Genomic DNA, 24225 nt, shown 5'->3' with positions numbered 1-24225 from the left:
CAACCAACTAGCAGCGCCAGCCACATTTCGGTAGGCAGAGGCGCACAGTAAAGTGGGATGAAAAGTGGCAGTTTTAGTTTGTGAGCAAAGGTGGGTCCGTTTGATGAAACGCAGCACGTCTCGGGGCGTTGTGGGAGCTGTGCTTTGCTTGACCACTGTGCTTGCAAGCTGCGCTGAGGAACCCCGGGGTGAGCTGCATGAATCAGACGTGGATTCGATCATGGTCTCAATTAACGGGGAGCGCTACCAACAATTGGCTGTTGGGGAAGTAGTGACGGGCGCGTTCGTGCGTAGCGGCCGGCAGGCATTCCTTGATATTGAACATAATTCTGCTCAGAAGCCTCGGATCGACCGAGTCACTAACGGCCAGGCCGATGTGGTGGTCGGTTGCACCGGTGAACTCCTGTTTTACATGGACCCGGAGCGCGCTAAAGAACTGTCCGAAAAGTACCAGGAGGACAAGAGAAAGGGACTTGACCCCAACGACGGCACGTGGCGCGACACCGTATACCAGGAGATGGTCGGTGCGCTTCCTTCCAACTTAATGGCTACTGACCCATCGAATGCCCAGGGATGCCCAAATTACGATGGTCCTGAGCTGCCTCAAAACGTCGTTCCAGTGTTTCGGGAGGTCGCGCTTAATCGCCAAGACCGAGTGATCCTGAACAAGATCACCGGTGGCATTACAACGGATGATCTCAAAACCCTGGTGGAGGGCGATCAGAGTAGGGACGCCACTCGGGTTCGGGCTGACGAATTGCTGACCAAGCTTACGTTCTAGCGTGCGGATGCATTTGGATCGAGCCTGCCCGCACGAGAGTGAACGCGAAGGTGAGCTCGACGACGAGTGAAATCACGATAGCCGGAACATAGCTGGAAAACAGTGGAATGTTGACGAAATAGGAAGCCGTCTGGACGACGCCAAAAATCGCATAGGCATAGAACAGCCATGCCAACCAGTTGGTAATCCGGCGATCGCGCTGCAAGCAGCGGGCAATGAAGAACACTGCCAGCGCCATGAGCACTTGAGCGTTGGAAAAAAGCTCGTGGAATGCTTGGTAATCAGGTTGGACGCTCATGATCGCCAACACCGAATTGGTGAAGAAACACATTGCAACGAGATTTAATACCATTTGAATTAGTGCGGACCACCGTGCCGATGTCCGAAACGATACGTACATCAGCACCGCTCCGAGGCCGTAGAGCACCCCGGCAGCTAGTCGCAGCAAAGAACTTTGAATGGAATCGTTACCTAGGAATAAGGCGCCGGATTGAGAGAAGAGATAACCGATCCAAGCAAGCCCCGCGTTAAGCAGGGGGAGGCCGGCGCTTGCACGCGACTCGGACTCATTCGCGCCCTCGATTGCGGGGCTCGCTGCTATTGACAACCTTTCTCCAAACCTGATTTTTTACTGAGGCACTACTAGTTAATCAGAAAAATATCGCTAATGCGTAAGACTAAGCTGGAGAGCATGCAGCGCTGGGTGTTACACATCGATATGGATGCTTTCTTCGCATCTGTCGAACAGCTCACCCGGCCAACTCTGCGGGGGCGCCCCGTGCTCGTGGGCGGACTGGATGGCCGTGGCGTCGTTGCAGGTGCTTCTTATGAAGCTCGTGCGTTTGGTGCTCGCAGCGCCATGCCGATGTATCAAGCCCGAGCTCTGGTGGGCTTCGGAGCTGTGACAGTTAGGCCCCGTCATGCGGTGTATAAGGTGGCGTCGCGACGCGTCTTCCAACTGGTGGGGAAGAAGGCGGGAGTGGTGGAGCAACTTTCCATCGACGAGGCGTTTCTTGAACCTGCGGAACTCGTGGGTGCAAGCGCGGACACGGTGCGGGAGTGGGCGGAGGAGCTTCGGGAGCTTATTCGTGAGGAAACTGGGCTTCCGGCTTCAATTGGTGCCGGTGCAGGCAAGCAAAGCGCAAAGATTGGTTCTGGTGAGGCGAAGCCTGACGGGGTGTTCGTGGTGGAAGCCCACATGCAGCACAAGCTTTTGGATCCGCTCCCGGTGCGCAAACTGTGGGGTATCGGGCCCGTTGCGGAATCAAAACTCCAGCAAGTGGGGGTCGTAACCATTGGGGACTTCGCAGCCTTAAGCAAAAGGGACGTCGAAATTACCTTGGGTAAGAATTATGGTGTCGCGCTGTGGGAGCTCGCCCGGGGCATCGATGAACGCCCAGTTCAGCCCCGAGCAATTGCCAAGCAGATCAGTTCGGAGCATACCTATTCTCACGATCTGACCACGGCGCAGCAGGTTGATGATGCCGTGCTCCGTTCCGCGCGAGAAGCTCACCGACGCTTGCTTCGCGACGGCCGAGGCTCGCGCACAGTAACCGTCAAGACGAAATTGGCATCCTTTGAAACTGAGTCGCGCTCGATGACCCTTTCCTATGCCACCGATGATTTCGCCACCTTGCACGCCACCGCCCGAAAACTTACTAGGTATCCAGCGGAAGTTGGGCCGATTCGCCTCATCGGAGTGTCCTTCTCCGGACTGGAAGATGAGCGCCAAGACGTGATGTTTCCTGAGCTCGACCAAAAGGTCGTAATTGAAACCAACGAAGACTTCGAGGCAGGGGTCCGATCTGCGCAAGGCCCCGATTTTACTGTTAGCTCGCAGCTAGTGACTGAGGACCAAAGCACCTGGTTTAGCACCCAGGATGTCTATCATCCGGAATTTGGGCATGGCTGGGTGCAGGGAGCTGGGCACGGGGTCGTGTCGGTGCGTTTTGAAACTCGTTCCACCCAGCGGGGCCGAACAAAGAGCTTCCCGCTGGACGATCCTCACCTTGTCCCCGCCGATCCCATCGACAGCCTCGATTGGCAGGACTGGCTGGCTACATCAACGTGGCCAGATGACGACCAGTAGCAACCGAAATGGCCAGCAAGATGCGCGCCTGCGGGGCGCGGAAGTACGTGGTTGGGAACGCACCCTTGGCATGCAGCGAGGCGCCGCCACCCACGCCACCGTAACTAGGCAGCACCTCGCCACGTGGAACCCGAGTGGTCAATGCTACGGGGATGCCGGCGTCCAGCACGTCGATAAGCCCGCTAGCAAAATCCGTGCTGACATTGCCGGAGCCCATGCCCTCGACCACGATGCCGTTAACCTTCTTCTCTCGTAGGAAGTCAAGAATGTCGCGGCCGGCGCCGGGGTAGGCATGCACGATGGGGACGTCGAGGCCACCGAGCTTTGCGACGTCCATAGGCGTCGGCCGAGTAGGTTCCTCCGGACCGTTCGTGGCAAACGCTAGCTCATCGGTAGTGTTCCACTTCGTCGCGCCGCGGGCGGGGAGTACCGCGTGGCCAAAGACAATAAGGCATCCGATGCCACGTGCGGAAGAATCGCTGGCGATAACGATCGATTCGAACAGGTTGTTCGGGCCATCAGCGTCTGGATGGTCAAAGGGCTTTTGTGCACCGGTAAAGACCACCGGGCGAGAATCATTGTGGAAGGTGTCCACCGCAATGGCTGTTTCTTCCATCGAATCGGTGCCGTGAGTGACGACCACACCGTCCACGGTGGGATCCTGAAGCACGTCCTGGACAGCGGCAACAATCTCATCGATATCGGAGAGCGTCATCGAAGAGGAATCCAACCGGGTCAGCTCCCGCACCTCAATTTCCATTGTTCCTGGAGCAAACCTGCTGGCCACCGGCCGCACGAGATCCGCACCGGAAACGGTAGGCAACAGCACTCCATTACGGTCCGCAGTGCACGCAATCGTGCCACCAGTGGTAATTACAACAACTTTCTGAGGGGCGGAAACTTCAGTCATACAACAACACTCTCACATTAAATGCTTGGGGATACTCCTGTTGCTCATGTTATTATCGTCGACGCGCCCGTTGTGAGGGCCTCTTCAGCCCACAGCATGTCCAATTGCTCGCCCTCACAAGACATCAATCAGTAGGAGTATTCCTTGAAGTTTTCGACCAAGGCCGCCGCAATCACCATGATCGCTGCCGCTCTGAGCCTTTCTGCCTGCTCCGGCGATGAGCAGCCAGCCAAGAACGAGAAGACCAACAGCGCGACCACCAAGGCAGCCCCAGGCAAGGGAGCCGCTCCAGCACAGCCATCCGCAGCTGACCTCAACGCCATCCTGGCAAAGGCAACCGACCCAGCTGCCAGCGTCGAAGAGAAGACCAAGACTGTCCAGGGCGGCGAAACCGCCCCTGAGCTCTTCGAGACCATGACTCAGTCCAAGGCCGAGTCCGGCGCCAACTTCCAGGTTGTTGACCCAATCCTTCCTGGCTACACCCCAGAATCCGTCCTGGCTACCGTCAACTTCACCATCCCAGGCCGCGAGCCACAGTCCGCTGAAAACGTTGAATTCATCAACGAGGGCGGTACCTGGAAGCTGTCTCAGTCCTGGGCCTGCACCCTGATCAAGAACACCGTTGAGCCAAGCAAGGTGCCACCGATGTGTGAGCAGCAGGCTGGAATGCCTAGCCACTAGTTTTCGGAAATCTTTCCCCTCTTTGGGCTGGTCTTCCTGGCGTTTTGCCGAGAAACAGGTCCTAAGAGGGGAAAGTTTTCTTTGGGGAGGAAAAACGACCCGTAATTGGACTAGCTCTCCTGGGGAAACGGTTGAAAATGCGTCCTAGTGGGGGAAAGATTTACTCCCGCAGCTGCAAGTTGATGTGACATCTACCTCTCCACAGTTCAAATTCTGTCTAAACGATTTAGAATCAGTGACATGAAAACAAATGAGGGAACTGTCGACCGCGCACTGCGTGGCGTTGTGGCTGTTGTCGCTGGTGCTTTGGCGGCGGTTGTCACTTCTGGTGTTACGTCGATCGTGCTGTGGGTTGTTGCAGCGATCATGGCTCTGACGGCGGTCGTGGGATTCTGCCCGCTGTACCGCATCCTCGGCGTCAATACTTGCAAGGTTAAGTAAACTGGCCTAGACCAAAACCCTCGGTGCCTGCCGCACCGAGGGTTTTTGCTATTTGAAGGTGATTCCAGAGTTGAAGTCTTGAAAGACGCGTTTGGTGGAATTGTCTTGTCCGTAGGTCACGCGAGTGGTGAGGGAAAACTTTCCGGCAGTGGGAATAGGTTTGGCGAGGTCGATGGTGAATCGACCGGTGCCTATCGAGTGAGAGTTGATCACCTTGAGCTCTCCCTGTCCGCCTTCGCCGTCTAGGGTTAGTGCGGTCACTGCTGGCCGTTCGGAGATAGTGGCGTCCAGTTCAACGATCGAGCCTTTGTGTGAGACCAATGTATAGGTGGTGCTTCGCAGCATGGTTGAGTCTCCGGCGACGCGGTTTTCTACGGTCCAGGTTGCGCCGGGAGCAACCGGGTCCGTGGGGAAGATGATGGGCTGGGCAAGCAGCTTCATTAGGTAGAGTTCGGCGATAGCGCGGCCCTGGTCGCTGGACTTTTCGGGTGCCTTCAGCTTCACTGTCTCGCTTCGACCTGAGGCTTGCGCGGTCCAACCCAACTCGAATCCTTCTGCGGAGTTCACGTCGGAAGCAAAGGCGAGGTTGGAGTGGTTTGCTTTGCTCATCTTGATGGCGACATCGCGCTTCTCGGAGCCGGTGGTGGAGGCGTTGAGGGTTGCGCTCAGGGTGTCTACGTGCGGGTTCTGTGGCGCCTCCTCGGGCAGGGTGCCGGCTTCACCGGTTCCTTGGTCGAAGCCGTCCGTGAACTCCACGGTGCTTTCTTGGTTTGCACCCGCGTCTTTGTAAGCGATGACGGCTGCTTCGCCCTCTCCCTTGGAAGTCAGCGAAACCTTCGGCGGGTCGACTGACAGTGCGACGGGCTGTTGTTCCGGCGTGGCTGGTTTGTCAGAGCCACAGGCGCTGAGCACGCCGATGGACAACGCGAGGAGCAGGGGGAGCAGCCGTGTTTTCATAACCATCAAAGGTACTAGTTCGTCCCTGATGGGCGAAACACCCCGAGGGGCAAATGGAAAATCGCACGGGGTTTAGGGAATGATAGAACTCGTGAGTGGACAGAGTAGGAGTTATGTCACGTTGATGGCCCTGGTGGCTATCGTGGCCGCAGCCATCGACCAGCTAACCAAAGCCATCATGATGGCGACCCTAGAGCCCGGGGTGCCAATGCCCATCTTTGGCGACTGGTTCCGCTTCTACCTCCTGTTTAATCCTGGTGCGGCATTTTCCATGGGAACCAATTCGACTTGGCTTTTCACCACGATTCAGATCTGTTTCGTGCTCGGAATCGCGTGGTACAGCCGAAAGGTCCCTGAAAAGTGGCAAGCCGTGGGCCTTGCCTTGATTGCTGGTGGCGCGCTTGGCAATCTCATCGACCGCCTTTTCCGCGCCCCTGGGTTCTATTTTGGACACGTCGTGGACTTCATTTCCGTGGGAAGTTTCGCGGTGTTCAACATCGCCGACTCCTGCATCACCATCGGCGTGATCTGTTTCGTACTCGGCATCATGCGAGAGGAGCGGGCACATGCGTGAATCTCGACAGCTTCCAGTTCCTGAAGGACTCGCGGGTATGCGCGTGGACGCCGCGCTGGCAAAGCTCCTCGGGCTATCCCGCACGGTGGCCGCCGACCTCGCGGAAGCGGGCGACGTGCTTATCGACGGCCGTCCGGTCGGAAAATCCGAACGCCTGACGGCTGACTCTTGGCTGGATGTCACATTGCCGGAGCCCCCGGCGCCACTGGTTCCAAAGGAGGAGCTGGTTCCGGGGATGAACATCTTGTACTCGGATGATGACGTGATCGTCGTTGATAAGCCCGTTGGCGTTGCCGCACACCCAACAGTGGGTTGGGAGGGGCCAACTGTGGTCGGCGGGTTGGCTGCCGCGGGATTTCGGATTTCGACGTCGGGGCCTCCGGAGCGCAAGGGAATCGTGCAGAGGCTTGACGTGGGTACGTCCGGGGTGATGGTCGTGGCTGCGTCCGAGCGGGGATACTCCGTGCTGAAGCGGGCGTTTCGGGACCGGACGGTGACCAAGACCTATCATGCGCTTGTGCAGGGGCATCCTGATCCGCTCACAGGAACGATTGATGCGCCAATTGGGCGGCACCCGTCCGCGGGGTGGCGGTTTGCGGTCACTACGGACGGCAAGCCTTCGGTGACGCATTACGAAACCATTGAGGCGTTTCGGGAAGCGACCCTGTTGGAGGTCCACCTGGAAACTGGCCGAACCCACCAGATTCGCGTTCACTTTTCTTCGCTGCACCACCCGTGCTGTGGCGACCCGATGTACGGTTCCGACCCTGGGCTGAGCAAGCGCATGGGACTTATCCGGCAATGGTTGCACGCCGTGAAGTTGGGCTTCCATCACCCTGCTGATGGGCGGTTCATGGAGATCGAATCCCCGTATCCAGCGGATCTACAACACGCCTTGGACGTGCTCCGCGGATGATCCGGGAAACACTAGCGGGACTCAGCTGCCTCGTGATCGCGGGTGCGCTCGTGTGGGCCTCGTTTGACCATTCCGAGGTGGCGCCACGTGTGCGCGGCGATCAGGTCGGTATGGAAGCAGGGGAGAGCTTTGCGACGTATCGGGATCGGGCAGCTGCGTCGGTAGCCGACAGCTCCGGCACAAGTTTTGCTCTCGTCACCTTGTCTGTGTCAGGCGATGTTTCGGCGTTGGATCAGCTTGATGTCAAACGGGTGTGTGCTGCGGTCTCGCTGAATCATGCGCCGGTGCCGCTGCCGGAGCCTGTGGGCGTCGACAAGCGCTCGGATGTGATTCACCGCTGGACTGACGCTGCCGTTACCTCGGTGGTCGTCTATGACGACGCTGAGGCGTTGCAGGCACTATCCACTGCGCCCGGGATTGCTGCGGTGGAGGTGCTACCGCCGGACGCGATCTGGGGCAGATTCGGCATCAGGCCTGTGAAGGTGGATTAGTCTTTCGCTGTTGCTTGCGCTGCAGCCAGATATCGGTGAGGAACACAGAAACCGACACCCAAATGATGCAGAAACCGATCCAGCGGACAGCTGCCAGATCTTCCTTCATCACGACCACCGCCCACAGCATTTGCATCGTTGGAGTCAGGTATTGCAGCATGCCGATGGTGGATAGCGGAATCATTCGAGCTGCCTTGTTGAAGAGCAACAATGGCACAGCAGTGATGATGCCCGAGGAAATCAGCAGCGCTGCGTGCCCAGGGCCTTCAGTGGTGAAGGTAGACGTGCCTTTGAGTGTGAGATAGCCGAGGTATCCCAGGGCGATCGGAAAAAGAACGAGAGTTTCTGCAGACAGAGACGCTTCAGGGGAAAGTTGGATTTTCTTCTTCAGAAGCCCGTAAATGCCGAAGGAGAACGCCAACACCAGGCCCAAGACGGGTGGCTGGCCGGAGAATAGAGCGAGGAGAAGTACTGCTGCAGCTGCGATTGTCACGCTGAGCTTTTGGAGGGGCCTGAGGCGCTCGCCGAGGAACACCATGCCAAGTAGTACGTTGACCAGCGGGTTGATGAAATAACCCAACGCCGCCTCGGCCACGTGACCCGTATTCACTGCGATGACGTAGGCCAGCCAGTTGATGGCAATAAAGAATGACGCGAGGATAACCTGAATCCATGTCGCGCGATCGGCGCGCCGCAATTCCTTGATCGTGCCCCGCACCAGGATGATGGCCAGCATGATGAAGGCCGTCCACACGATGCGGTGGGCGAGAATTTCGAGGGGCTCCGCAGGCTTTAGCAGCGGGAAGAATGCAGCAAACCCTCCCCACAGCAGGTAAGCCAGCAGCGCGTAGATCATGACGGGTGAGTTTACCCGCCCCGGGGGTTAGCTCGCCAAGCGAAGATCGTCTTCGAGGAGGGCGTCCTCAAACTCGGTGTTGAGGGTGTTGTTGGAAGTGGTGCCAAAGTAGTAGTCGGCGAACAGGTCCGCATTGCTTTCTAGCGGAGTGACAAAATTGAACATGATTTCCTCTTAGGATGGGAGGTGATTGCTTCTGTAGTCAATGTTAACCCAAATGTAACAATTAAGGAACGCTTCTTTGGCCTGGTGAGGGGTGTTTTTGGGCACGTTAAAATAGGGGAGTGAGGGCGGTAACAGCCCACGTTCGTCAGAGGCAGCCCAATTCGATAGACTCTGCACCTATGGGCAATTCTTCCTTCGTTCATCTTCACAACCACACCGAGTATTCGATGCTCGACGGAATGGCGAAGATCGACATGCTGGCCGACGAAGTACTCCGGCAGGGTATGCCGGCAGTGGGAATCACCGACCACGGCAACATGTACGGATCCGACGCCTTCTACCGCAAGATGACGGAAGTGGGAGTCAAGCCGATCATTGGCATCGAGGCCTACCTTGCGCCCGAATCTCGATTCAACAAACAGCGCATCCGGTGGGGTGAACCTCACCAGAAAGCCGACGATGTGTCTGCATCCGGCGCCTATCTGCACCAGACGATGCTTGCCGAAAACGTCGAGGGCTTGCGTAATCTCTTCTACCTGTCCTCCATGGCCTCTTATGAAGGCCAATTGGGCAAGTGGCCACGCATGGACGCAGAAATCATCGCCGAGCGCGCCTCTGGCATCATCGCCACCACCGGTTGCCCCTCCGGCGACGTCCAGACCCGCCTCCGCCTCGGACAGTTCAACGAAGCGCTGGAAGCTGCCGCTATGTGGCAGGACATTTACGGCAAGGAAAACTACTTCCTTGAGCTCATGGACCACGGGCTCGAAATTGAAAACCGCGTCCGCTCCGAACTGCTAGAAATCGGCCGCAAGCTCGACCTGCCACCGCTCGTCACCAACGACTGCCACTACGTGCTCGAGTCCCAGGCGCAAGCCCACGAGGCCATGCTCTGTGTGCAAACGGGCAAGACGCTTCACGACGAAGATAGGTTCAAATTCGACGGAACGGGCTACTACATTAAGTCGGCCGCCGAAATGCGCAAGAACTGGGATCACACCGTGCCTGGCGCCTGCGACAACACGCTGCTCATCGCGGAGCGAGTGCAGGATTACAGCGAAGTGTGGGCCGAGCACCCACACGACCGTATGCCAATCGCAGACGTCCCAGAAGGTGAGACCCCAACCTCTTGGCTGTACCACGAGGTGATGCAAGGCCTCCAGGATCGCTTCCCGGGCAAAGACGTACCTCAGGAATACATCGATCGCGCGAAGTACGAGATCGAAGTCATCGATATGAAGGGTTACCCGTCCTACTTCCTTATCGTGGCCGAACTGATCAAGCACGCCCGCTCCATCGGTATTCGTGTGGGACCTGGTCGTGGTTCTGCAGCTGGTGCACTCGTCGCATATGCGCTCACCATCACCAACATCGACCCGATCGAGCACGGACTGCTGTTCGAGCGCTTCCTCAACCCGGAACGTCCGTCCGCACCCGATATCGATATCGACTTCGACGATCGTCGTCGCGGCGAAATGATCCGTTACGCCTCTGAACGCTGGGGTGAGGACAAGATCGCCCAGGTGATCACCTTCGGTACGGTGAAGACCAAGCAGGCGCTGAAGGACTCTGCTCGCGTGCAGTTCGGTCAGCCGGGCTATCAAATCGCCGATCGCATCACCAAGGCCCTGCCTCCCGCGATCATGGCGAAGGACATTCCGCTCTCCGGTATCACTGATCCGGAGCACCCTCGCTATGGCGAGGCTGGTGAGGTCCGAAACCTCATTGAAACTGACCCGGATGTCAAAAAGATCTACGACACCGCTCGTGGCCTCGAAGGCGTCGTCAGGCAGGCGGGCGTGCACGCCTGTGCCGTCATTATGGCGTCGGTACCACTGCTCGATTGCATCCCAATGTGGAAGCGACAGCAGGACGGCGCACTCATCACCGGTTGGCCGTACCCAGCCTGTGAGGCCATCGGCCTGCTGAAGATGGACTTCCTGGGTCTGCGTAACCTCACCGTCATCGGTGATGCCCTGGAGAACATCAAACGCAACCGTGGCATCGACCTGGATCTGGAAGGCCTGACCACCGAGGACGAGGAAACCTACAAGCTGCTCGCCCGTGGCGATACCCTGGGTGTGTTCCAGCTCGATGGTGGCGGCATGCGTGAGTTGCTCAAGCGTATGGAGCCAACCGGCTTCGATGACATCGTCGCGGCACTCGCACTGTACCGACCTGGCCCGATGGGCGTGAACGCCCACCTGGACTACGCCGACCGCAAGAATGGCCGACAGGAAATCAAGCCGATCCACCCTGAGTTGGAAGAACCGCTAAAGGACATCCTGGGCGATACTTATGGTCTGATCGTGTACCAGGAGCAGATCATGCGTATTTCGCAGAAGGTCGCTAACTACACAGCTGGTCAGGCAGACGGCTTCCGTAAAGCCATGGGTAAGAAGAAGCCTGAGGTGCTGGCGAAGGAATTCGTCAACTTCGAGGCCGGCATGAAATCCAATGGCTTCTCCTCCGAAGCCATCAAGGCGCTGTGGGACACCATCGAACCGTTCGCAGCGTACGCGTTTAACAAGTCCCACGCGGCAGGCTACGGCCTGGTGTCCTTCTGGACCGCCTACCTTAAGGCAAACTACACAGCTGAATACATGGCAGCGCTGCTCACCTCGGTGTCCGACAAGAAGGACAAGTCGGCCATCTATCTTGCGGACTGCCGTCACCTCGGTCTGAAAGTTATGCCACCGGATGTCAATGAATCCGTGCTTGACTTCGTGGCAGTCGGCGAAGACATTCGCTTCGGTCTTGGCGCCGTCCGCAACGTGGGTGAAGACGTGGTGGAATCGATCGTCGCCACCCGCACTGAAAAGGGAGCGTTCAAGGACTTCTCCGATTACCTGGACAAGATCGACACCGTTCCGTGCAACAAGCGTGTGACGGAATCGCTGATCAAGGCCGGCGCCTTCGACTCCCTTGGGCATCCTAGAAAAGGCCTGATGCTGATCCATGAGGATGCCGTCGACGCCGTGATCGCCACAAAGAAGGCCGCGGATAAGGGGCAGTTTGACCTGTTCGCAGGTTTCGGGGATTCAGAGGAAGTGGAGAACTTCTTCGCGGTGCAGGTCCCGGAGGAAAACTGGGAGCGTCGCCACGAGCTCGCCCTCGAACGCGAAATGCTAGGCCTCTACGTCTCCGGGCACCCGCTCGATGGCTACGAGGAAGCCCTGGCCGAGCAAACTGATACTGCGCTCACCACCATTCTTGGTGGGGAACTGCGACACGGAGCCGAAGTGACGATCGGTGGCATCATCTCTGCCGTCGATAAGCGCTACAGCAAGAAGGACGGCTCACCGTGGGCCATCGTGACGGTGGAAGACCACAACGGCGCCTCCGTGGAGCTGCTGGTCTTCAACAAGGTGTACGCGCTCGAATCCACGAAGATCGTGGAAGACAACATCATTTTGGCCAAGGCGCATGTCTCTATTCGTGACGACCGCATGAGCCTGTTCTGCGACGCGCTCAAGCAACCGGAACTCGGGATCGGTGGCGGTGCGGGCTTGCCACTGCGCCTCGTGATGCGGACCGATCAGTGCACGATGGAGAACATCGCCAAGCTGAAGGAAGTGCTGCTGGCCAACGCAGGCGAGTCAGACGTTTATCTCAAGCTTGTCGACGGCGAGAACTCAACCACCATGGTCCTCGGCGAACACCTGCGGGTAAACCGAACCGGCAGCCTCATGGGAGACCTGAAGGCCACGATGGGGCCGGGAATCCTGGGTTAACGAATAGCTCCCCGACATATCGTCGGGGAGCTATTGCGTTGGGCTACTAGCGGCCCATTGCCTTGTTCAGCAGGGCCATCAGCTGCTGCTGCAGGCCAGGGAGCTGGAACAGTGCGCCCACTACGCCGAGAACGGCGAGGATAGCTGCAAAGATGCCGCCGGTGGAGGAACCTGCGCTAGAGCCGGAGGATCCCTCGGAGGAGCCGTTGCCGGAATCTGCAACTGGTGCGGTGATCTCGTAGACGGTGGTTGTGCCGGAGACCTCGTTGCCCACGGCCAGCAGAGGCTTGCCGTTAGGGGAGTCCTTGGCTGGGATGAAGGTCAGGCCTTCTGGGCCCAGGTCGCCAGCAGCTGGGGTGGTTGTGTCGGCGGTGAAGTCGCGGTTGTTGATGTAGGCCTCGAACTTCGCGGCGGTTGGATCAGTGATGTCGTAAACCATGATGCCGGAGACGCGCTCCAGGCCGATGAAAGCGTAAGTGCGGTCGCCGATCTTGCCGATGGTGAGGCCTTCTGGCTCTGGGCCCTTGTCGTCGGAGCGGCCGTCAGCTTCGTTTTCGGTGTGGTCGGAGTTGAATAGGACGCCTGGGATGTCCTTCAGAATGGACTCGAACTGGTCGTCGGAGTTGAAGACCAGGTTTCCGGCGGTGTCGAAGATGGAGAAGCCGCGACCACCGAAGGTGTAAAGCTCGTCGAAGGTACCGGCGTCGTTCTTGCCGAGGGAGGTGGTGACCTTCAGTCGGCCGAGGTTCTCTTCCGTCTGCAGCTCGGCGATCTGCTCTGCTGTCAGTCCTGCGAAGTCCTCAGCGAGGTCGAGCTTCTTTACGCGCTCTTCCTCAGAGTAGCCGTCCCAGTCGCGGGAGTCACCCTCGTTAGCGGTGACGAAGTAAGTCTGGCCGCCAGCGGAGTAGGTGCCGATGGAGTCAGGGAGGCGCAGGCCCTTCACCGGCGCGTTGCGCAGCTCGGTCTTGCCGTCCTTGTCGGAGAAGTCGAATGGAACCTTGGAGAAGTCAACGGTGCCCAGTGGCAGGATGTCTTCGACGGTTGCGGTGGCGATGTCAATGACGGCCACAGCGTTGTTTTCCTGCAGGGTGACGTATGCCTTGCCATCCTTAGTGGAGATGTACTCTGGCTCCAGGTTCTGCACATCGGTGCCTTCTGGGCCAAAGACGCGGACGCCTTCAGGGAGGTTGCCTTCGAAAGCGGTGAAGGTTGCGGTGCGGACCTCGGTGGCTGTGGCAACAGTCTTCGGCAGGGTGATGACAGAAACGGAGCCGTCTGGGTCGACGGAGTAGTCATCTGCTGGTTCACCTTCGTTTGCTACGAGAGCGTACTTGCCGTCCTCGGAGATGGTGACCATGTCTGGGAGGGAGCCAACTGGGAGCTGGCCCAGGATCTCGCCGGAGCCTGCTGCGTCGAAGAAAATGACGGAGCCTTCATCGGTTTTGTTGGCAGGCTCGACGGCGGCGACTGCGAGGCCGTCTTCACGCACTGCAACAGAGTTGACGGTGGTGCCTGCACCGGCAGAAACGGTGTGAAGTTCGGTCAGGGCTGCAGGGTTGGATGCGTCGAGAACAGTGATGGCTCCGGACTGGGCATTGACAACCATGAGGCGCTTGGAGGCAGCGTGGAAGGAGACGATTTCGGCTGCGGACTGCTCAAACTGGCCAGTCTCATGCGTGCCAATTGGCTTGATATCGGTGATCGTCGAATCAGCTGCAATGTGGGTGATTGGGTTAGCAACGATGGCAGCGTGTGCAGGTGTGGAAAGGACCAGCGTGGTGCTCGTGGCCAGAGCGGTAGCGATAGCGCCAAAGCGAATCTTCACGACTTCTCGACTCCAGGAAAATAAACGGACGATAACGATTGATTAGTATGGGCCCGCTACATAAAGGTGGCGTATCTACAAGGTAAACCTTGAATGAATTTCAATTTTGAGACGAAGATTTCACTATGTGGGCGTTGTGGGGCGTAGAATAAGTGCATGTCTGATCACCAAAACCTGGAAAAGTCGTTGTCACTAGCAGAGAATGCCGCCATTCGAGCAGCAGATATTCAACTCGCGCAGGCACGAATTTCCACGGTGATCGCCCCGACCCCACTGCAATATTGCCCCCGTTTGTCGGAGGCGACCGGTGCACAGGTGTACCTCAAACGAGAAGATTTACAAGACGTGCGGTCTTACAAGATCCGCGGCGCCTATAACAACATTGTTCAACTTGGCGAGGAGGAACGAGCCGCCGGAATCGTCGCCGCCTCTGCGGGAAATCACGCCCAAGGTGTTGCCTATGCCTGCCATGCGTTGGGAATCAAAGGGCGCATCTACGTCCCCGAGTCAACTCCAAAGCAAAAGCTGAGCCGCATCAAGGTGCACGGCAAAGACTCGGTCGAACTGCGTTTGGTCGGAGCCAACTTTGATGAGGCTGCAGCTGCGGCGCGCGAGGATGCAACGCAAACTGGCGCAACCATGGTCGAACCATTTGACGCGCGAGACACGATCATCGGTCAAGGCACTGTCGCGGCCGAGATCCTCTCGCAGCTCACGGCCATGGGTAAGCACCCCGACGCCGTCGTCGTACCGGTTGGCGGAGGCGGGCTACTTGCCGGAGTGATCTCTTACCTCCATGACATGTCGCCGCGCACCGCGGTCATTGGCGCAGAACCTGCAACGGCTGCATCGATGCAAGCAGCGCTGGACAACAATGGTCCCGTCACCCTTCACGACATCGATCCCTTCGTCGATGGGGCAGCAGTGAAGCGAGTCGGAGACCTGAACTACCACGTTGTAGACAAGCAGCGTTCCCGCTTGCATATGGTGGCAATCTCCGAGGGAGCAGTGTGTACGGACATGCTCGAGCTCTACCAAAACGAGGGAATCGTCGCGGAACCAGCCGGAGCGTTGAGTGTGGCGGCGCTCGGCGCGATGCCAATCACCCCTGGGCAAACCATCGTGTGCATCATCTCCGGTGGCAATAACGACGTGTTGCGCTACAACGAAATCGTGGAGCGATCACTCGTTCACCAGGGGCTCAAACACTATTTCTTGGTTAACTTCCCACAAGAACCAGGCCAGCTCCGCCACTTCCTCAATGAGGTATTGGGCCCGGACGATGACATCACTCGCTTCGAATACCTCAAGCGAAACAACCGAGACACCGGTGCCGCCTTGGTGGGCATTCAACTAGGCCGCGCCAGCGACTTACCAGAGCTCCTGGAACGCATGGAACAATCAAAAATCTATTGCCAGCAGCTGCGCCCGGGAACGCCGGAATACGACTTCCTTACCTAAGGAAGGCAAAACCCCACGGATCGAGCGTCGTCTGCTCCGCACCTACCTGTGGTGAGGTGAATGAGTAGACGAGCTCGCCACCGAAAGGCACAGTGACTGGTTCGTCTGAGAAGTTGGCCACGAAAGTGACATCACCGTGGGAGTGCGCCAGCCAGTTCTCGTCGTAGATGACGTCGAGGTGTTCCAAGTAAGGTCGGGCCAGCTTCAGCTCTTTGCGCAGACGAAGGAGGGTGCGGTACGCCTCAAAAATGTGCTGCTGCTTTTGATCGAAATCCCAATCCAGCTTTGACTTCAGGAAGGTGGCTTCCTCGCCGGGATCTGGGACCTGATTAGCATTCCAACCGCTGCGCTTGAATTCGTTCAATCGACCCTCTCGAGTCATCCGCAGCAGCTCAGGGTCGGAGTGCGACACAAAGAAGCAAAACGGCGTACGCGCGCCGAATTCCTCACCCATGAACAGCATCGGGGTAAATGGCAGGCTGTAGATTACCGCTGCCTTGAGCACCTGCTGGGTAGGGGACAAGTTCATGGAGGGGCGATCTCCAATGGCGCGGTTGCCAACCTGGTCGTGCGTCGTGGTGTACGTGACAAATTTGAAAGCCGGCACGATGGTGGTGTCCAGCCTGCGACCGTGTGTGCGGCCACGGAAGGTTGAAAACGTCTCCGCGTGAAAGAACACCTGCTTGATGGCAGCAGCCAGCACATCAGTGGTGCCGAAGTCGGAATAGTAGGCATGGTTCTCGCCGGAAACCAGCGTGTGCAGCGCATGGTGCACATCGTCAATCCACTGGCCATCGAGTCCGTAGCCCCCAGCGTCCTGCGCGCCGACGAGGCGGGGATCGTTTTGATCAGATTCGGCGATCAACGTGCGCGGAATGCCCGTGGTGGCCTCGACTTCGTTTTTCAGGAAGGTGAGCTGTTCCAGAAGGTGGATCGCGCCGGGATCCCACAGGGTCTGCACTGCATCCAGTCGGATGCCGTCAACATGAAATTCTTCAAACCACATGCGTACCGCATCGTGAATGTAGGAACGAACGGCGTCGGATCCAAAACCGCTGAGGTTGACGATGTCACCCCATGGCGTCTCGCCCGCCTGCGTGTAAGGGCCGAACATGCCGTTGTAGTTGCCCTCGGGGCCAAAGTGATTGAATACGCAGTCCATCATCACTGCCATGCCCTTGTTATGGGCCGCGTTGACGAGCTCCTTCAGACCAGTGCGGCCACCGTATCCCTCGTGCACTGCATGCCACTGGACACCGTCATATCCCCAATTTCGATCACCGGCGAAAGGCTGCACCGGCATCAATTCAATGGTCGTAACCCCAAGGTCCTTCAGGTAGTCGAGCTTGTCTATCACACCCCGGAAAGTGCCATTCGGGGTGAACGTGCCAACGTGAAGCTCGTAAATCACCTGCCCCGGGAGCACACGTCCCGTCCAGCCCTGATCCGTCCATTCGAAATGCGTCTCGCTCACGCGCGATAGGCCGTGAACGCCGTCCGGTTGTTCGGTGGTGCGAGGGTCGGGGACTACGGATGACCAGCTGTTGCCGTCGAAAAGCGAAAACCCGTAGCGCTGGCCAGGCTGCTTTTGTTTGTCGCACTCCCACCAACCATTGTCACGGGCGCGCATTTCAAAGGTAGCGCCGTCCACCTCCAGGCGGACATCGGTTGCGTTCGGGGCCCACACTTCAAAAACAGACATGACTCCCAGGCTAATGATTTTTTCACCTGGCAGCAGCGAAAGCAGCATGGAAAACTTGAAGCCATGAGCCAGGAAAAGGATGTGCTGGAGCAGCTTGAGCTTTCAAGCGAAGAAATACAAGAGCTGAGGCGACGACTAAATTCTTCTGTCGCCTCGTTCGCAGCCTACGCAACGTCCTTGCTTCAGGGGCGGGACTCCGCCACCACCACCGCTCAACAGCTGCGCGGGCTCATCGCGGAAGTGATCGCGCCGGAAGGGGCGTGGAAGCAGCGAGATCTCGCGCGGGTGGGGGAGATCGCCTCGTCTTATCGGCATCACCCCGAAAAGTTAGCTATTACGTGTCCTGATCCGGACACGAGGCTCTGGTTGGCGCGGGCGCTGCAGGTCGCGTTGGACGTTGATCGGCATCCCCATCACGGTGTGTATGCGGTGCGCGCGAACCCAACGCTGAGCGAAGCAGGGGAGATCATCGTTGTAGCCCCTGAGGACCCGCAGGTCAAGGGGTATCCGCGGGTGTTGGTATTCTAGAGCAATGATCACGAAGGTTGAGATCGCTCACCGCGATTCCGTGCCGACGGTCGTCGTCAAGCGCGAGGGCGTGGCGCAGCAGCACCTCCCTGAGCTTTTCGACGCCACCTTCGCCCGCTTCCACGCAGCAATCACCGAAGGCCTGGTGCAACCATCCGGCCCGGCTGTAGCAATGTATACGCGCATGGCGGAGACCCTCGATGTGGAAATTGGCTTTCCGGGGCAGCTGGCAGAGGCGGACCCGAATCTCACAGAGTCCTCGTTGCCCGGAGGCCTAATCGCCCGCGCAGAGTATTGGGGTGGCTACGAAGGATTGCCTCTAGCGTGGGCGGAGTTTGTCAAAGATGTAGCAGCCAAGGGACACGAGCCTGCGGGCCCTTGCTGGGAGCTCTATGTCACCCAGCCGACGCCTGATATGGATCCCGCTGCGCTGCGCACCGATCTGTGTTGCGTGGTCGCTTGAACGAGACAAGTTACCGCCGTCCCGTCGCTGGCGAGGTTTTCCGCAGCGAGCTAGAAATCAAGCGTTCCACTTTTCTGGGATTCATCACGAGGGCAACTGATGAGGCCAGCGCGCGCGAATTCGTCGCTCAGCTGAAGTCGGAATACCCCGATGCGCGTCATCACTGCAGCGCCTTCATTTACCACGTCGACGGCGCCAACCCGGTGGAGCGGTCCAGCGATGATGGCGAGCCCTCCGGAACCGCGGGTTTTCCGATGCTGGACGTGCTGCGCGGCAGTGGGCTCCGGGACATCGTCGCAGTCAGCGTGCGCTATTTTGGCGGCATCAAGCTGGGCACCGGCGGTTTGGTACGCGCCTACTCCGAATCAGTGAACTCCGCGCTTGCCGACGTGCGCAGCACGACCCGAACCCTCAGAGAGCTTTACCTGGTCAGCCTGGACCATGCCATCGCCGGGCGAATCGAGGCCGAGATTCGTGGCCACGGGTTTGACGTAGTAGACACTGCTTATGGATCAATGGTGGACTATCGCATTGGGGTGGCGCCAGGAGAGCTTCCTCGCCTCGAAGCCTTTCTTGCAGAAACCACCCGGGGCAGCGTGACACCTGCGCTTATTGGAACCCAATGGATTGAAGGTCGCTGCTAACATTGGCATCATGACGATGCAACCGTACCCTCGTAATCCCATTGAGCAACGTAAAGCTGCCGTGCGAAAGTACTCCCGCAACGGCGCGATCGCTGTCGCTTCCGGCCTTGTCGGTGGCGTCGCCCTGTGGCTGCTCGTCGATCCAATCTTCCTGGTACTCGGACTGGTCGTCGCTGTTGTGGGCGGTTTTGTGAACTACCGCCGCGTGCAAAAGATCGTTAATCACCGCGATCAGTACTAGTGGCTTCAGTTCGAATTGACGCCTGGGTATGGGCAGTCAGACTCATGAAGACCCGCTCGGCAGCCGCGGAAGCGTGCAAAGCCGGACACGTCAAGCTCAATGGCGTAGCAGTGAAACCTTCGCAGAGCATCGTCCCCGGGGATCGAGTCCGGGTGTGGGTTGACCACAAGCAATGGGATGTCGAAGTGGTGGAAACGATCAACAAACGCGTTGGCGCTCCCATTGCTCGCACCTGCTACATCGACCATTCACCACCCCCACCGCCGAAGGAAATCCTGATGTCCATGCCTCGCCGTGATCGAGGCGCAGGCCGACCTACCAAGAGAGAACGTCGCGAGATCGACAGGTTGATGGGTAGGACATAGAACTAAAAGACCTCCCTCATGCCGAAACTGGCAGGAGGGAGGTCTTTTTAAGCCCTACAAATTACAGCCCGAGACCCCAGTCAGCGGGTGGGAAGTTGATGCCGTACTCGCGGAAGAAATCTGCGATGGTCAGGGCCCAGACGTGTAGAGCATCGGCGAGCTGTGGGAATTCTTGCAGCATGGAACCCATGACGATTGTTACTCCTAGTACGTTGTGATTGTCACTACTGATGTTAAACCTAGTCTACGTCGACGGCAATGCCAGCATCGACCATGACACCGAGTCGTTTCCGTAGTCGCCCCGCGCGCTGAGATGCATGTTTGCCCAGGCCTTGGGTGCGTTCGATATGTGCGTTGCCGAAGCGCCTGAGGAGGAGGTCGTCGATAATGCGTACCTGGCCTGGGACGAATTGGTATTTCAGTGCGCCTTCGACGGCAGCGATGTCGGTGTCGTCGAGGAGATCGCGCAGTTCACTCACCGTGGTGATGCCATTGACCGCGAGGATGTCTTCGAGCCACGAGTAGTATTCGGAGCGCGACTGAGGGAAGCGTTTGCCGACGAGCATCGCCAACACACCCGGCAGGGTTTCTGCGCTGAGCTCGACATCATCACCAGTGGTGGGGGCTTCGCCCTGGATGCGCGCGATTTGGTCGAACTGTTGATCAGCGAGCTCGATGAGCCCGGCAGCCAAGGCAAAGGCCCTATCGATGCGTGGGTCGTGCACGTCGGTGCCTTTGTATCGGATGTCGTGTTCGAATTCGGCCCACGCGTGCTGCAGGACGGTGCGCACCTGCACCTCGAAAATGAGGCCACGGAACTCAGCCAAGTCTTCGGAATCATTCGGGACTTGCAAAACAAGGTGGTGCGAACCGTAGCCGAAACCACCAGCAATGCGGGTTTCCGCCGCCTTATCGACGCTCTTTAACACCGTGAACTGCTTGCCAAGAATGTCGAGCACCACCGGGATATCGGCAGAAAAGTAGGTGGTGATGCGGATGCCTACGATGTCCTTGATGTCATTCCACGGATCGGGGTAGCGAAAGTCTCCCTCCGGGGTGCGTTGCATCGCCTTGGCTTTGAGAGAGCGCCATTCCTTCACCCTGGCAACGACGCGGTCGAAGGAGACGCCAGCGTCGACGAGCATTTCTTCGATGGTGTCTCGAAAAGCGGTGGCAACAGTTGGGTGCGCACGAAGCCATTCGTGGTAGGTGGCACCCAGTTGCGGAATCCGTCTCGTTCCCATGCGTCTATGCTAGCTACGCACCAAGGTAAGCAGTGCGGTCGGCATGAGGCTGAGCAATTCCTCCAACTTCACGGTGCCTCTGAAAGTACGATCCGTGAGTTCCTCATGCCAGGTGCCTTCCGGCAGCGTGAGCGTGGTTTCGCCCCAGCCACCGCCACGTTCCAGAATGATTGGCTTTCGCGTGGCCACTGCAATGACCTGGATATCCCGTTCAGAGGTACCACGGGCCATACCCACCATGTTGGCTTCGGCTGGGCCCACTGCGTATACCGCCTGGTAATCGGCCCCCACGAAGCACTCTGGGCGTTCCTGCCTGGTGCGCAGGGCCGCATTGACTACTGCGAGCTTCTTCAGGTCGGCGTCTGCATCCTCATCCAGTCCGTGCTCCTTGAGGACCGCGAGCTTTTGGCTGCGCGCGGTGTAGTCAACGAAGCGACGGTTGTCAGGGTCCACGAGGGTATCCGTGAAGAATTCGCAGCCCTGGTAAATGTCAGGAACGCCAGCTCCGATGAGCTGCAGCATCTTACGGCCCAGGGAAATATCAGTTGCTGCAGGCGCAATGAGCTGGACGAACTCAGTGAGATGCGCAGTGACTGGGCCGTCGAACAGCGCGTCAACCCAGTGGGAGACAGAGGATTCGAACGACGCATTCGGTTCGGTCCAGGTGGTCTGGACGCCGGCCTCGCGAACGGCCTTCTGCGCATAAGCCTGGAAGCGGTCACGCAGATCGTCGGTCGGCTCGCCGTTTTCGGGCCACACGCCCAGCAGGTTCTGCAACAGGAAGTGGCCGGTCGCGCCGTCCGGCGGCGGGGTGATGGCCGTGATTCGGTTGACGAATTCCACGAATTCGCTCGGGACTTCTGAAAGCTCAATGATCCGGGCGCGGGTATCCTCGCCACGCTTGGTGTCATGGGTCGACAGCGTGGTCATCGCCTTCGGCCAGAGCAGGGCGCGTTCATTCTGGAGCAGATGGAATTCAGCGGCAGAGACACCGAATCGGCCAGGAGCACCACCGACTTCTTGAAGTGCCACGAGGCGCGAGGCCCGGTAGAACATCTTGTCTTCCACGCCCTTAGCCATCACGGCACCACAAACCTGGGCGAAACGGGTGGCAGCTTCGCCGTCGACAAGCAGCGCCGCAGCGATGATGTCCAGTGCGTCGCGGTGGGAAGGGAAGCGCTGCACCATCTGCGCAATGACGGTGGCGGTGACGCGAGAAAGCGAAATGTAGTCCGCGCGGTAAACCGGCATGAAGGCGACGAGCTCGACGATCGTGTCGATGAGCTGTTCCTCCGAGACGTGCGGGCCCGCGGTGGAGAAGTTGTCGCGGCGCATGGCGCGGGCTAGACGACGCACCTCGGCAGCCAGCTCGCTTTCCGCGACCTCGCGCTTGAGCGCATGCTCATTTGCGATCAAGGAGGCGTTATCCCACGGGGATCCGGTGTGCTGCATCGCGAGCATCGACAGCGTGTCGACGCCTTCCCGAGCAACGAAGACACCGTCGAACTCGCGCAGCGCGTCGTAGCCGGTGGTGCCGTCGACGTTCAAACGGGGATCGAGCGGCTCCTCAACGCCCACGATTTTCTCCACGATGAGCCAGCGATCTGGACCCACGACATCGCGGAGGCGATTGATATAGCTGAACGGATTGGCGAGTCCGTCCGGATGGTCAACACGAACACCATCGATCAGGTCGAGCGCCACCAACTCTCGCAACACCTGGTGGGTGTGCTCAAAGACGAGCGGATCCTCCTGGCGCAGGCCCGCGAGCTCGTTCACCGAGAAGAAGCGACGGTAGCCGATGATGCCGTCACGCCAGTACATCAGACGGTAAGACTGCGCGTCGTGCACCTGCACGGGATCCTGACCTTCGGTACCTGGCTTGATCGGGAAGATGTGATCGAAGTAGCGCAGTACCGGTTCGCCGTTGTATTCGTCGATGGTGAGCTTATCGACGTCCTCCGTCGCGCCCAGCACAGGCAGGCCCATTTTCCCGCCGGCGCCATTGTCTTCGTGCCAGTCAATGTCAAAGAAATGCTCGTATTGGGATTCTTGTCCGTGCTTGAGAACATCCCACCACCAGGCGTTGAGCTCCGGCTTTGCCACGCCAACGTGGTTGGGCACGATGTCAACGATGATGCCCAGGCCGAGCGCATGCGCCTTTTCGGCCAGGGTTTTGAACCCTTCCATCCCGCCGAACTCTGGGTTGACCGTGGTCGGGTCAATGACGTCATAGGAGTGGTTCGAGTCTGGTGAGGCAGTGAGGATCGGTGACAGGTAGACGTGGGAAATGCCGAGCTCGGCAAGGTATTCGAGCTGTTCGGCTGCCTCTGCAAAACCGAACGCGCGCCCAAATTCGTCAGCTTTTGGTCCCCTGAGCTGGAGGCGATAAGTGGCTGTAATTGGGCGTCGCATCGTGTCCGTTCGTCCTTTGTGATCTCGGCAGGTTTCGATCTAGTTCCGCATCAAGTCTAGGGAGATTTGACCAGTCGTGCCGGAAAGCGACCCCCCCATCGGCCAGGTGTGCCGACCAGTCGACTACAGGCTGATTGGGACTTCAGCCTGCGGTGCCACCAGCTCGGATGCAACCGGAAATCCCTGGTGAAAGCGTAACTGAGGGAAGAAACAGTCGGGATTGATGTCCAATCCCGTGTGATCCAGCTGATGCACGTCGATGTCGCCCTGGGTTGCCACGACCGCGTCTGGACCCAATACGTGAAAGACGGCGTCGTCGGTTCCGAATACAGTGCTGACACAATGGTGCAGCTGAGTGAAAAGGAGAGGATGTGCAAGCCACTGAGACATAACTTCGGTGCGCGTGCGGATTTGAACAGTGCGAGGCAAATCCGGCGAATGAATGTGGCGCACAAAGAAGGTTTGCGAGTCGCTATCCGAGGCCTCATCGAGCACAGCTCGGGCAGTGCGATTCCATATCTCCAACGCGGTGCCGGTCAGCTCGCCGTGACCAAGGTCAGCCTCCGGCATTCCCACAGTGCTGAAGGCGACTCGAATGTGCTCTGAAAGCGCAATGGTTGCGGGCGCAGTGGCAAAGTTGTCACAGCTGAGCGCGACAGAATCGAGCTGTGCGGTGCTGCGCAGTCGCAGAACGTAAGTAGATGGCAATTTTTCCCCCGAAAATTTCTAAAATGATCCCTCT

General features: G+C 58.4%; 25 protein-coding genes. 14 read left to right on the top strand and 11 right to left on the bottom strand.

Going from position 1 to position 24225, the window contains the following annotated elements:
• Nucleotides 1-103 precede the first annotated feature (103 nt).
• A complete protein-coding gene (locus WG939_RS02350) occupies nt 104-781 on the top strand; it encodes a hypothetical protein (protein WP_339982014.1) in 678 nt (225 codons plus the stop codon).
• Here WG939_RS02350 and WG939_RS02345 read toward each other — a convergent pair.
• On the bottom strand, nt 771-1388 hold the full coding sequence (locus WG939_RS02345) for a hypothetical protein (protein WP_339982012.1): 618 nt from the start codon (nt 1386-1388) through the stop codon (nt 771-773). The genes WG939_RS02350 and WG939_RS02345 overlap by 11 nt on opposite strands.
• A gap of 84 nt (nt 1389-1472) precedes the next feature.
• Here WG939_RS02345 and WG939_RS02340 point away from each other — a divergent pair, with 84 nt between their 5' ends.
• Nucleotides 1473-2870: a DNA polymerase IV gene (locus tag WG939_RS02340; RefSeq protein WP_339982615.1), complete on the top strand. Its 1398-nt coding sequence runs from the start codon at nt 1473-1475 to the stop codon at nt 2868-2870.
• Here WG939_RS02340 and WG939_RS02335 read toward each other — a convergent pair.
• Nucleotides 2839-3780 (bottom strand): asparaginase, encoded by a 942-nt coding sequence (locus WG939_RS02335; RefSeq protein WP_339982011.1) that lies wholly within the window; start codon nt 3778-3780, stop codon nt 2839-2841. The two genes, WG939_RS02340 and WG939_RS02335, sit on opposite strands and share 32 nt — an antisense overlap.
• 144 nt (nt 3781-3924) lie before the next feature.
• Between WG939_RS02335 and WG939_RS02330 the strand changes: the two genes are divergently transcribed.
• Together WG939_RS02330 and WG939_RS02325 are read left to right on the top strand one after the other, a co-directional pair.
• Complete coding sequence (locus WG939_RS02330; protein ID WP_445227851.1) at nt 3925-4461, top strand: hypothetical protein; 537 nt, start codon at nt 3925-3927, stop codon at nt 4459-4461.
• 240 nt (nt 4462-4701) lie between these two features.
• Nucleotides 4702-4902, top strand: coding sequence for a YgaP family membrane protein (locus WG939_RS02325; protein WP_339982010.1), 201 nt, complete (start codon nt 4702-4704; stop codon nt 4900-4902).
• Nucleotides 4903-4950: 48 nt separating this feature from the next.
• On the opposite strand, the gene WG939_RS02320 is transcribed toward WG939_RS02325, so the two are convergent.
• Complete coding sequence (locus WG939_RS02320) at nt 4951-5859, bottom strand: hypothetical protein (RefSeq protein ID WP_339982009.1); 909 nt, start codon at nt 5857-5859, stop codon at nt 4951-4953.
• Between the two features lie 124 nt (nt 5860-5983).
• Between WG939_RS02320 and lspA the strand changes: the two genes are divergently transcribed.
• Genes lspA through WG939_RS02305 form a run of 3 tightly spaced genes read left to right on the top strand, consistent with a single transcriptional unit; the run spans nt 5984 to nt 7840 of the window.
• Nucleotides 5984-6433, top strand: coding sequence for a signal peptidase II (gene lspA, locus WG939_RS02315; protein WP_445227865.1), 450 nt, complete (start codon nt 5984-5986; stop codon nt 6431-6433).
• On the top strand, nt 6426-7349 hold the full coding sequence (locus tag WG939_RS02310; protein ID WP_339982007.1) for an RluA family pseudouridine synthase: 924 nt from the start codon (nt 6426-6428) through the stop codon (nt 7347-7349). Before lspA ends, WG939_RS02310 begins: the two co-directional genes overlap by 8 nt.
• Nucleotides 7346-7840: a hypothetical protein gene (locus tag WG939_RS02305; RefSeq protein WP_339982006.1), complete on the top strand. Its 495-nt coding sequence runs from the start codon at nt 7346-7348 to the stop codon at nt 7838-7840. The genes WG939_RS02310 and WG939_RS02305 overlap by 4 nt, the downstream gene beginning before the upstream one ends.
• On the opposite strand, the gene rarD is transcribed toward WG939_RS02305, so the two are convergent.
• A complete protein-coding gene (rarD, locus tag WG939_RS02300) occupies nt 7818-8696 on the bottom strand; it encodes an EamA family transporter RarD (RefSeq protein ID WP_339982004.1) in 879 nt (292 codons plus the stop codon). The two genes, WG939_RS02305 and rarD, sit on opposite strands and share 23 nt — an antisense overlap.
• 27 nt (nt 8697-8723) lie before the next feature.
• On the bottom strand, nt 8724-8861 hold the full coding sequence (locus tag WG939_RS02295; protein WP_339982003.1) for a hypothetical protein: 138 nt from the start codon (nt 8859-8861) through the stop codon (nt 8724-8726).
• Nucleotides 8862-9040: 179 nt separating this feature from the next.
• Here WG939_RS02295 and dnaE point away from each other — a divergent pair, with 179 nt between their 5' ends.
• Nucleotides 9041-12595 carry a DNA polymerase III subunit alpha gene (dnaE, locus tag WG939_RS02290; protein ID WP_339982002.1) on the top strand — a complete coding sequence of 1185 codons (3555 nt, stop codon included), beginning with the start codon at nt 9041-9043 and terminating at the stop codon, nt 12593-12595.
• A gap of 46 nt (nt 12596-12641) precedes the next feature.
• Here dnaE and WG939_RS02285 read toward each other — a convergent pair whose 3' ends face one another.
• Nucleotides 12642-14420 carry a choice-of-anchor I family protein gene (locus WG939_RS02285; RefSeq protein WP_339982000.1) on the bottom strand — a complete coding sequence of 593 codons (1779 nt, stop codon included), beginning with the start codon at nt 14418-14420 and terminating at the stop codon, nt 12642-12644.
• A 156-nt stretch (nt 14421-14576) separates the two neighbouring features.
• Here WG939_RS02285 and ilvA point away from each other — a divergent pair, with 156 nt between their 5' ends.
• Nucleotides 14577-15881: a threonine ammonia-lyase IlvA gene (ilvA, locus tag WG939_RS02280; RefSeq protein ID WP_339981998.1), complete on the top strand. Its 1305-nt coding sequence runs from the start codon at nt 14577-14579 to the stop codon at nt 15879-15881.
• On the opposite strand, the gene treZ is transcribed toward ilvA, so the two are convergent.
• Nucleotides 15874-17583 carry a malto-oligosyltrehalose trehalohydrolase gene (treZ, locus tag WG939_RS02275; protein WP_339981996.1) on the bottom strand — a complete coding sequence of 570 codons (1710 nt, stop codon included), beginning with the start codon at nt 17581-17583 and terminating at the stop codon, nt 15874-15876. The two genes, ilvA and treZ, sit on opposite strands and share 8 nt — an antisense overlap.
• A gap of 63 nt (nt 17584-17646) precedes the next feature.
• Here treZ and WG939_RS02270 point away from each other — a divergent pair, with 63 nt between their 5' ends.
• The 5 genes from WG939_RS02270 to WG939_RS02250 are packed head-to-tail and all read left to right on the top strand — an operon-like array spanning nt 17647 to nt 19824.
• On the top strand, nt 17647-18111 hold the full coding sequence (locus WG939_RS02270) for a hypothetical protein (RefSeq protein WP_339981994.1): 465 nt from the start codon (nt 17647-17649) through the stop codon (nt 18109-18111).
• Between the two features lie 4 nt (nt 18112-18115).
• Complete coding sequence (locus WG939_RS02265; RefSeq protein ID WP_339981993.1) at nt 18116-18574, top strand: GyrI-like domain-containing protein; 459 nt, start codon at nt 18116-18118, stop codon at nt 18572-18574.
• Nucleotides 18571-19218, top strand: coding sequence for a YigZ family protein (locus WG939_RS02260; RefSeq protein ID WP_339981990.1), 648 nt, complete (start codon nt 18571-18573; stop codon nt 19216-19218). The genes WG939_RS02265 and WG939_RS02260 overlap by 4 nt, the downstream gene beginning before the upstream one ends.
• A gap of 10 nt (nt 19219-19228) precedes the next feature.
• Entirely contained in the window at nt 19229-19459 is a 231-nt protein-coding gene (locus WG939_RS02255; RefSeq protein ID WP_339981989.1) for a hypothetical protein, read from the top strand.
• Nucleotides 19459-19824, top strand: a complete 366-nt coding sequence (locus WG939_RS02250; RefSeq protein ID WP_339981988.1) for an RNA-binding S4 domain-containing protein — start codon at nt 19459-19461, stop codon at nt 19822-19824. Before WG939_RS02255 ends, WG939_RS02250 begins: the two co-directional genes overlap by 1 nt.
• A 61-nt stretch (nt 19825-19885) precedes the next feature.
• Here WG939_RS02250 and WG939_RS02245 read toward each other — a convergent pair whose 3' ends face one another.
• The 4 genes from WG939_RS02245 to WG939_RS02230 form a co-directional block, all read right to left on the bottom strand.
• Nucleotides 19886-20014 (bottom strand): hypothetical protein, encoded by a 129-nt coding sequence (locus WG939_RS02245; RefSeq protein WP_339981986.1) that lies wholly within the window; start codon nt 20012-20014, stop codon nt 19886-19888.
• Nucleotides 20015-20063: 49 nt separating this feature from the next.
• Nucleotides 20064-21068, bottom strand: coding sequence for a GTP pyrophosphokinase (locus WG939_RS02240; protein WP_339981984.1), 1005 nt, complete (start codon nt 21066-21068; stop codon nt 20064-20066).
• A gap of 9 nt (nt 21069-21077) precedes the next feature.
• On the bottom strand, nt 21078-23483 hold the full coding sequence (treY, locus tag WG939_RS02235) for a malto-oligosyltrehalose synthase (protein ID WP_339981982.1): 2406 nt from the start codon (nt 23481-23483) through the stop codon (nt 21078-21080).
• Nucleotides 23484-23606: 123 nt separating this feature from the next.
• Nucleotides 23607-24191 carry a hypothetical protein gene (locus tag WG939_RS02230; protein ID WP_339981980.1) on the bottom strand — a complete coding sequence of 195 codons (585 nt, stop codon included), beginning with the start codon at nt 24189-24191 and terminating at the stop codon, nt 23607-23609.
• Nucleotides 24192-24225: the final 34 nt, after the last annotated feature.

It is taken from the genome of Corynebacterium sp. H130, from assembly GCF_037572395.1.
GTDB lineage: Bacteria > Actinomycetota > Actinomycetes > Mycobacteriales > Mycobacteriaceae > Corynebacterium.
The sequence above is the reverse complement of the archived record's forward strand: the minus strand, read 5'-3'. Positions and strand labels throughout refer to the sequence as shown.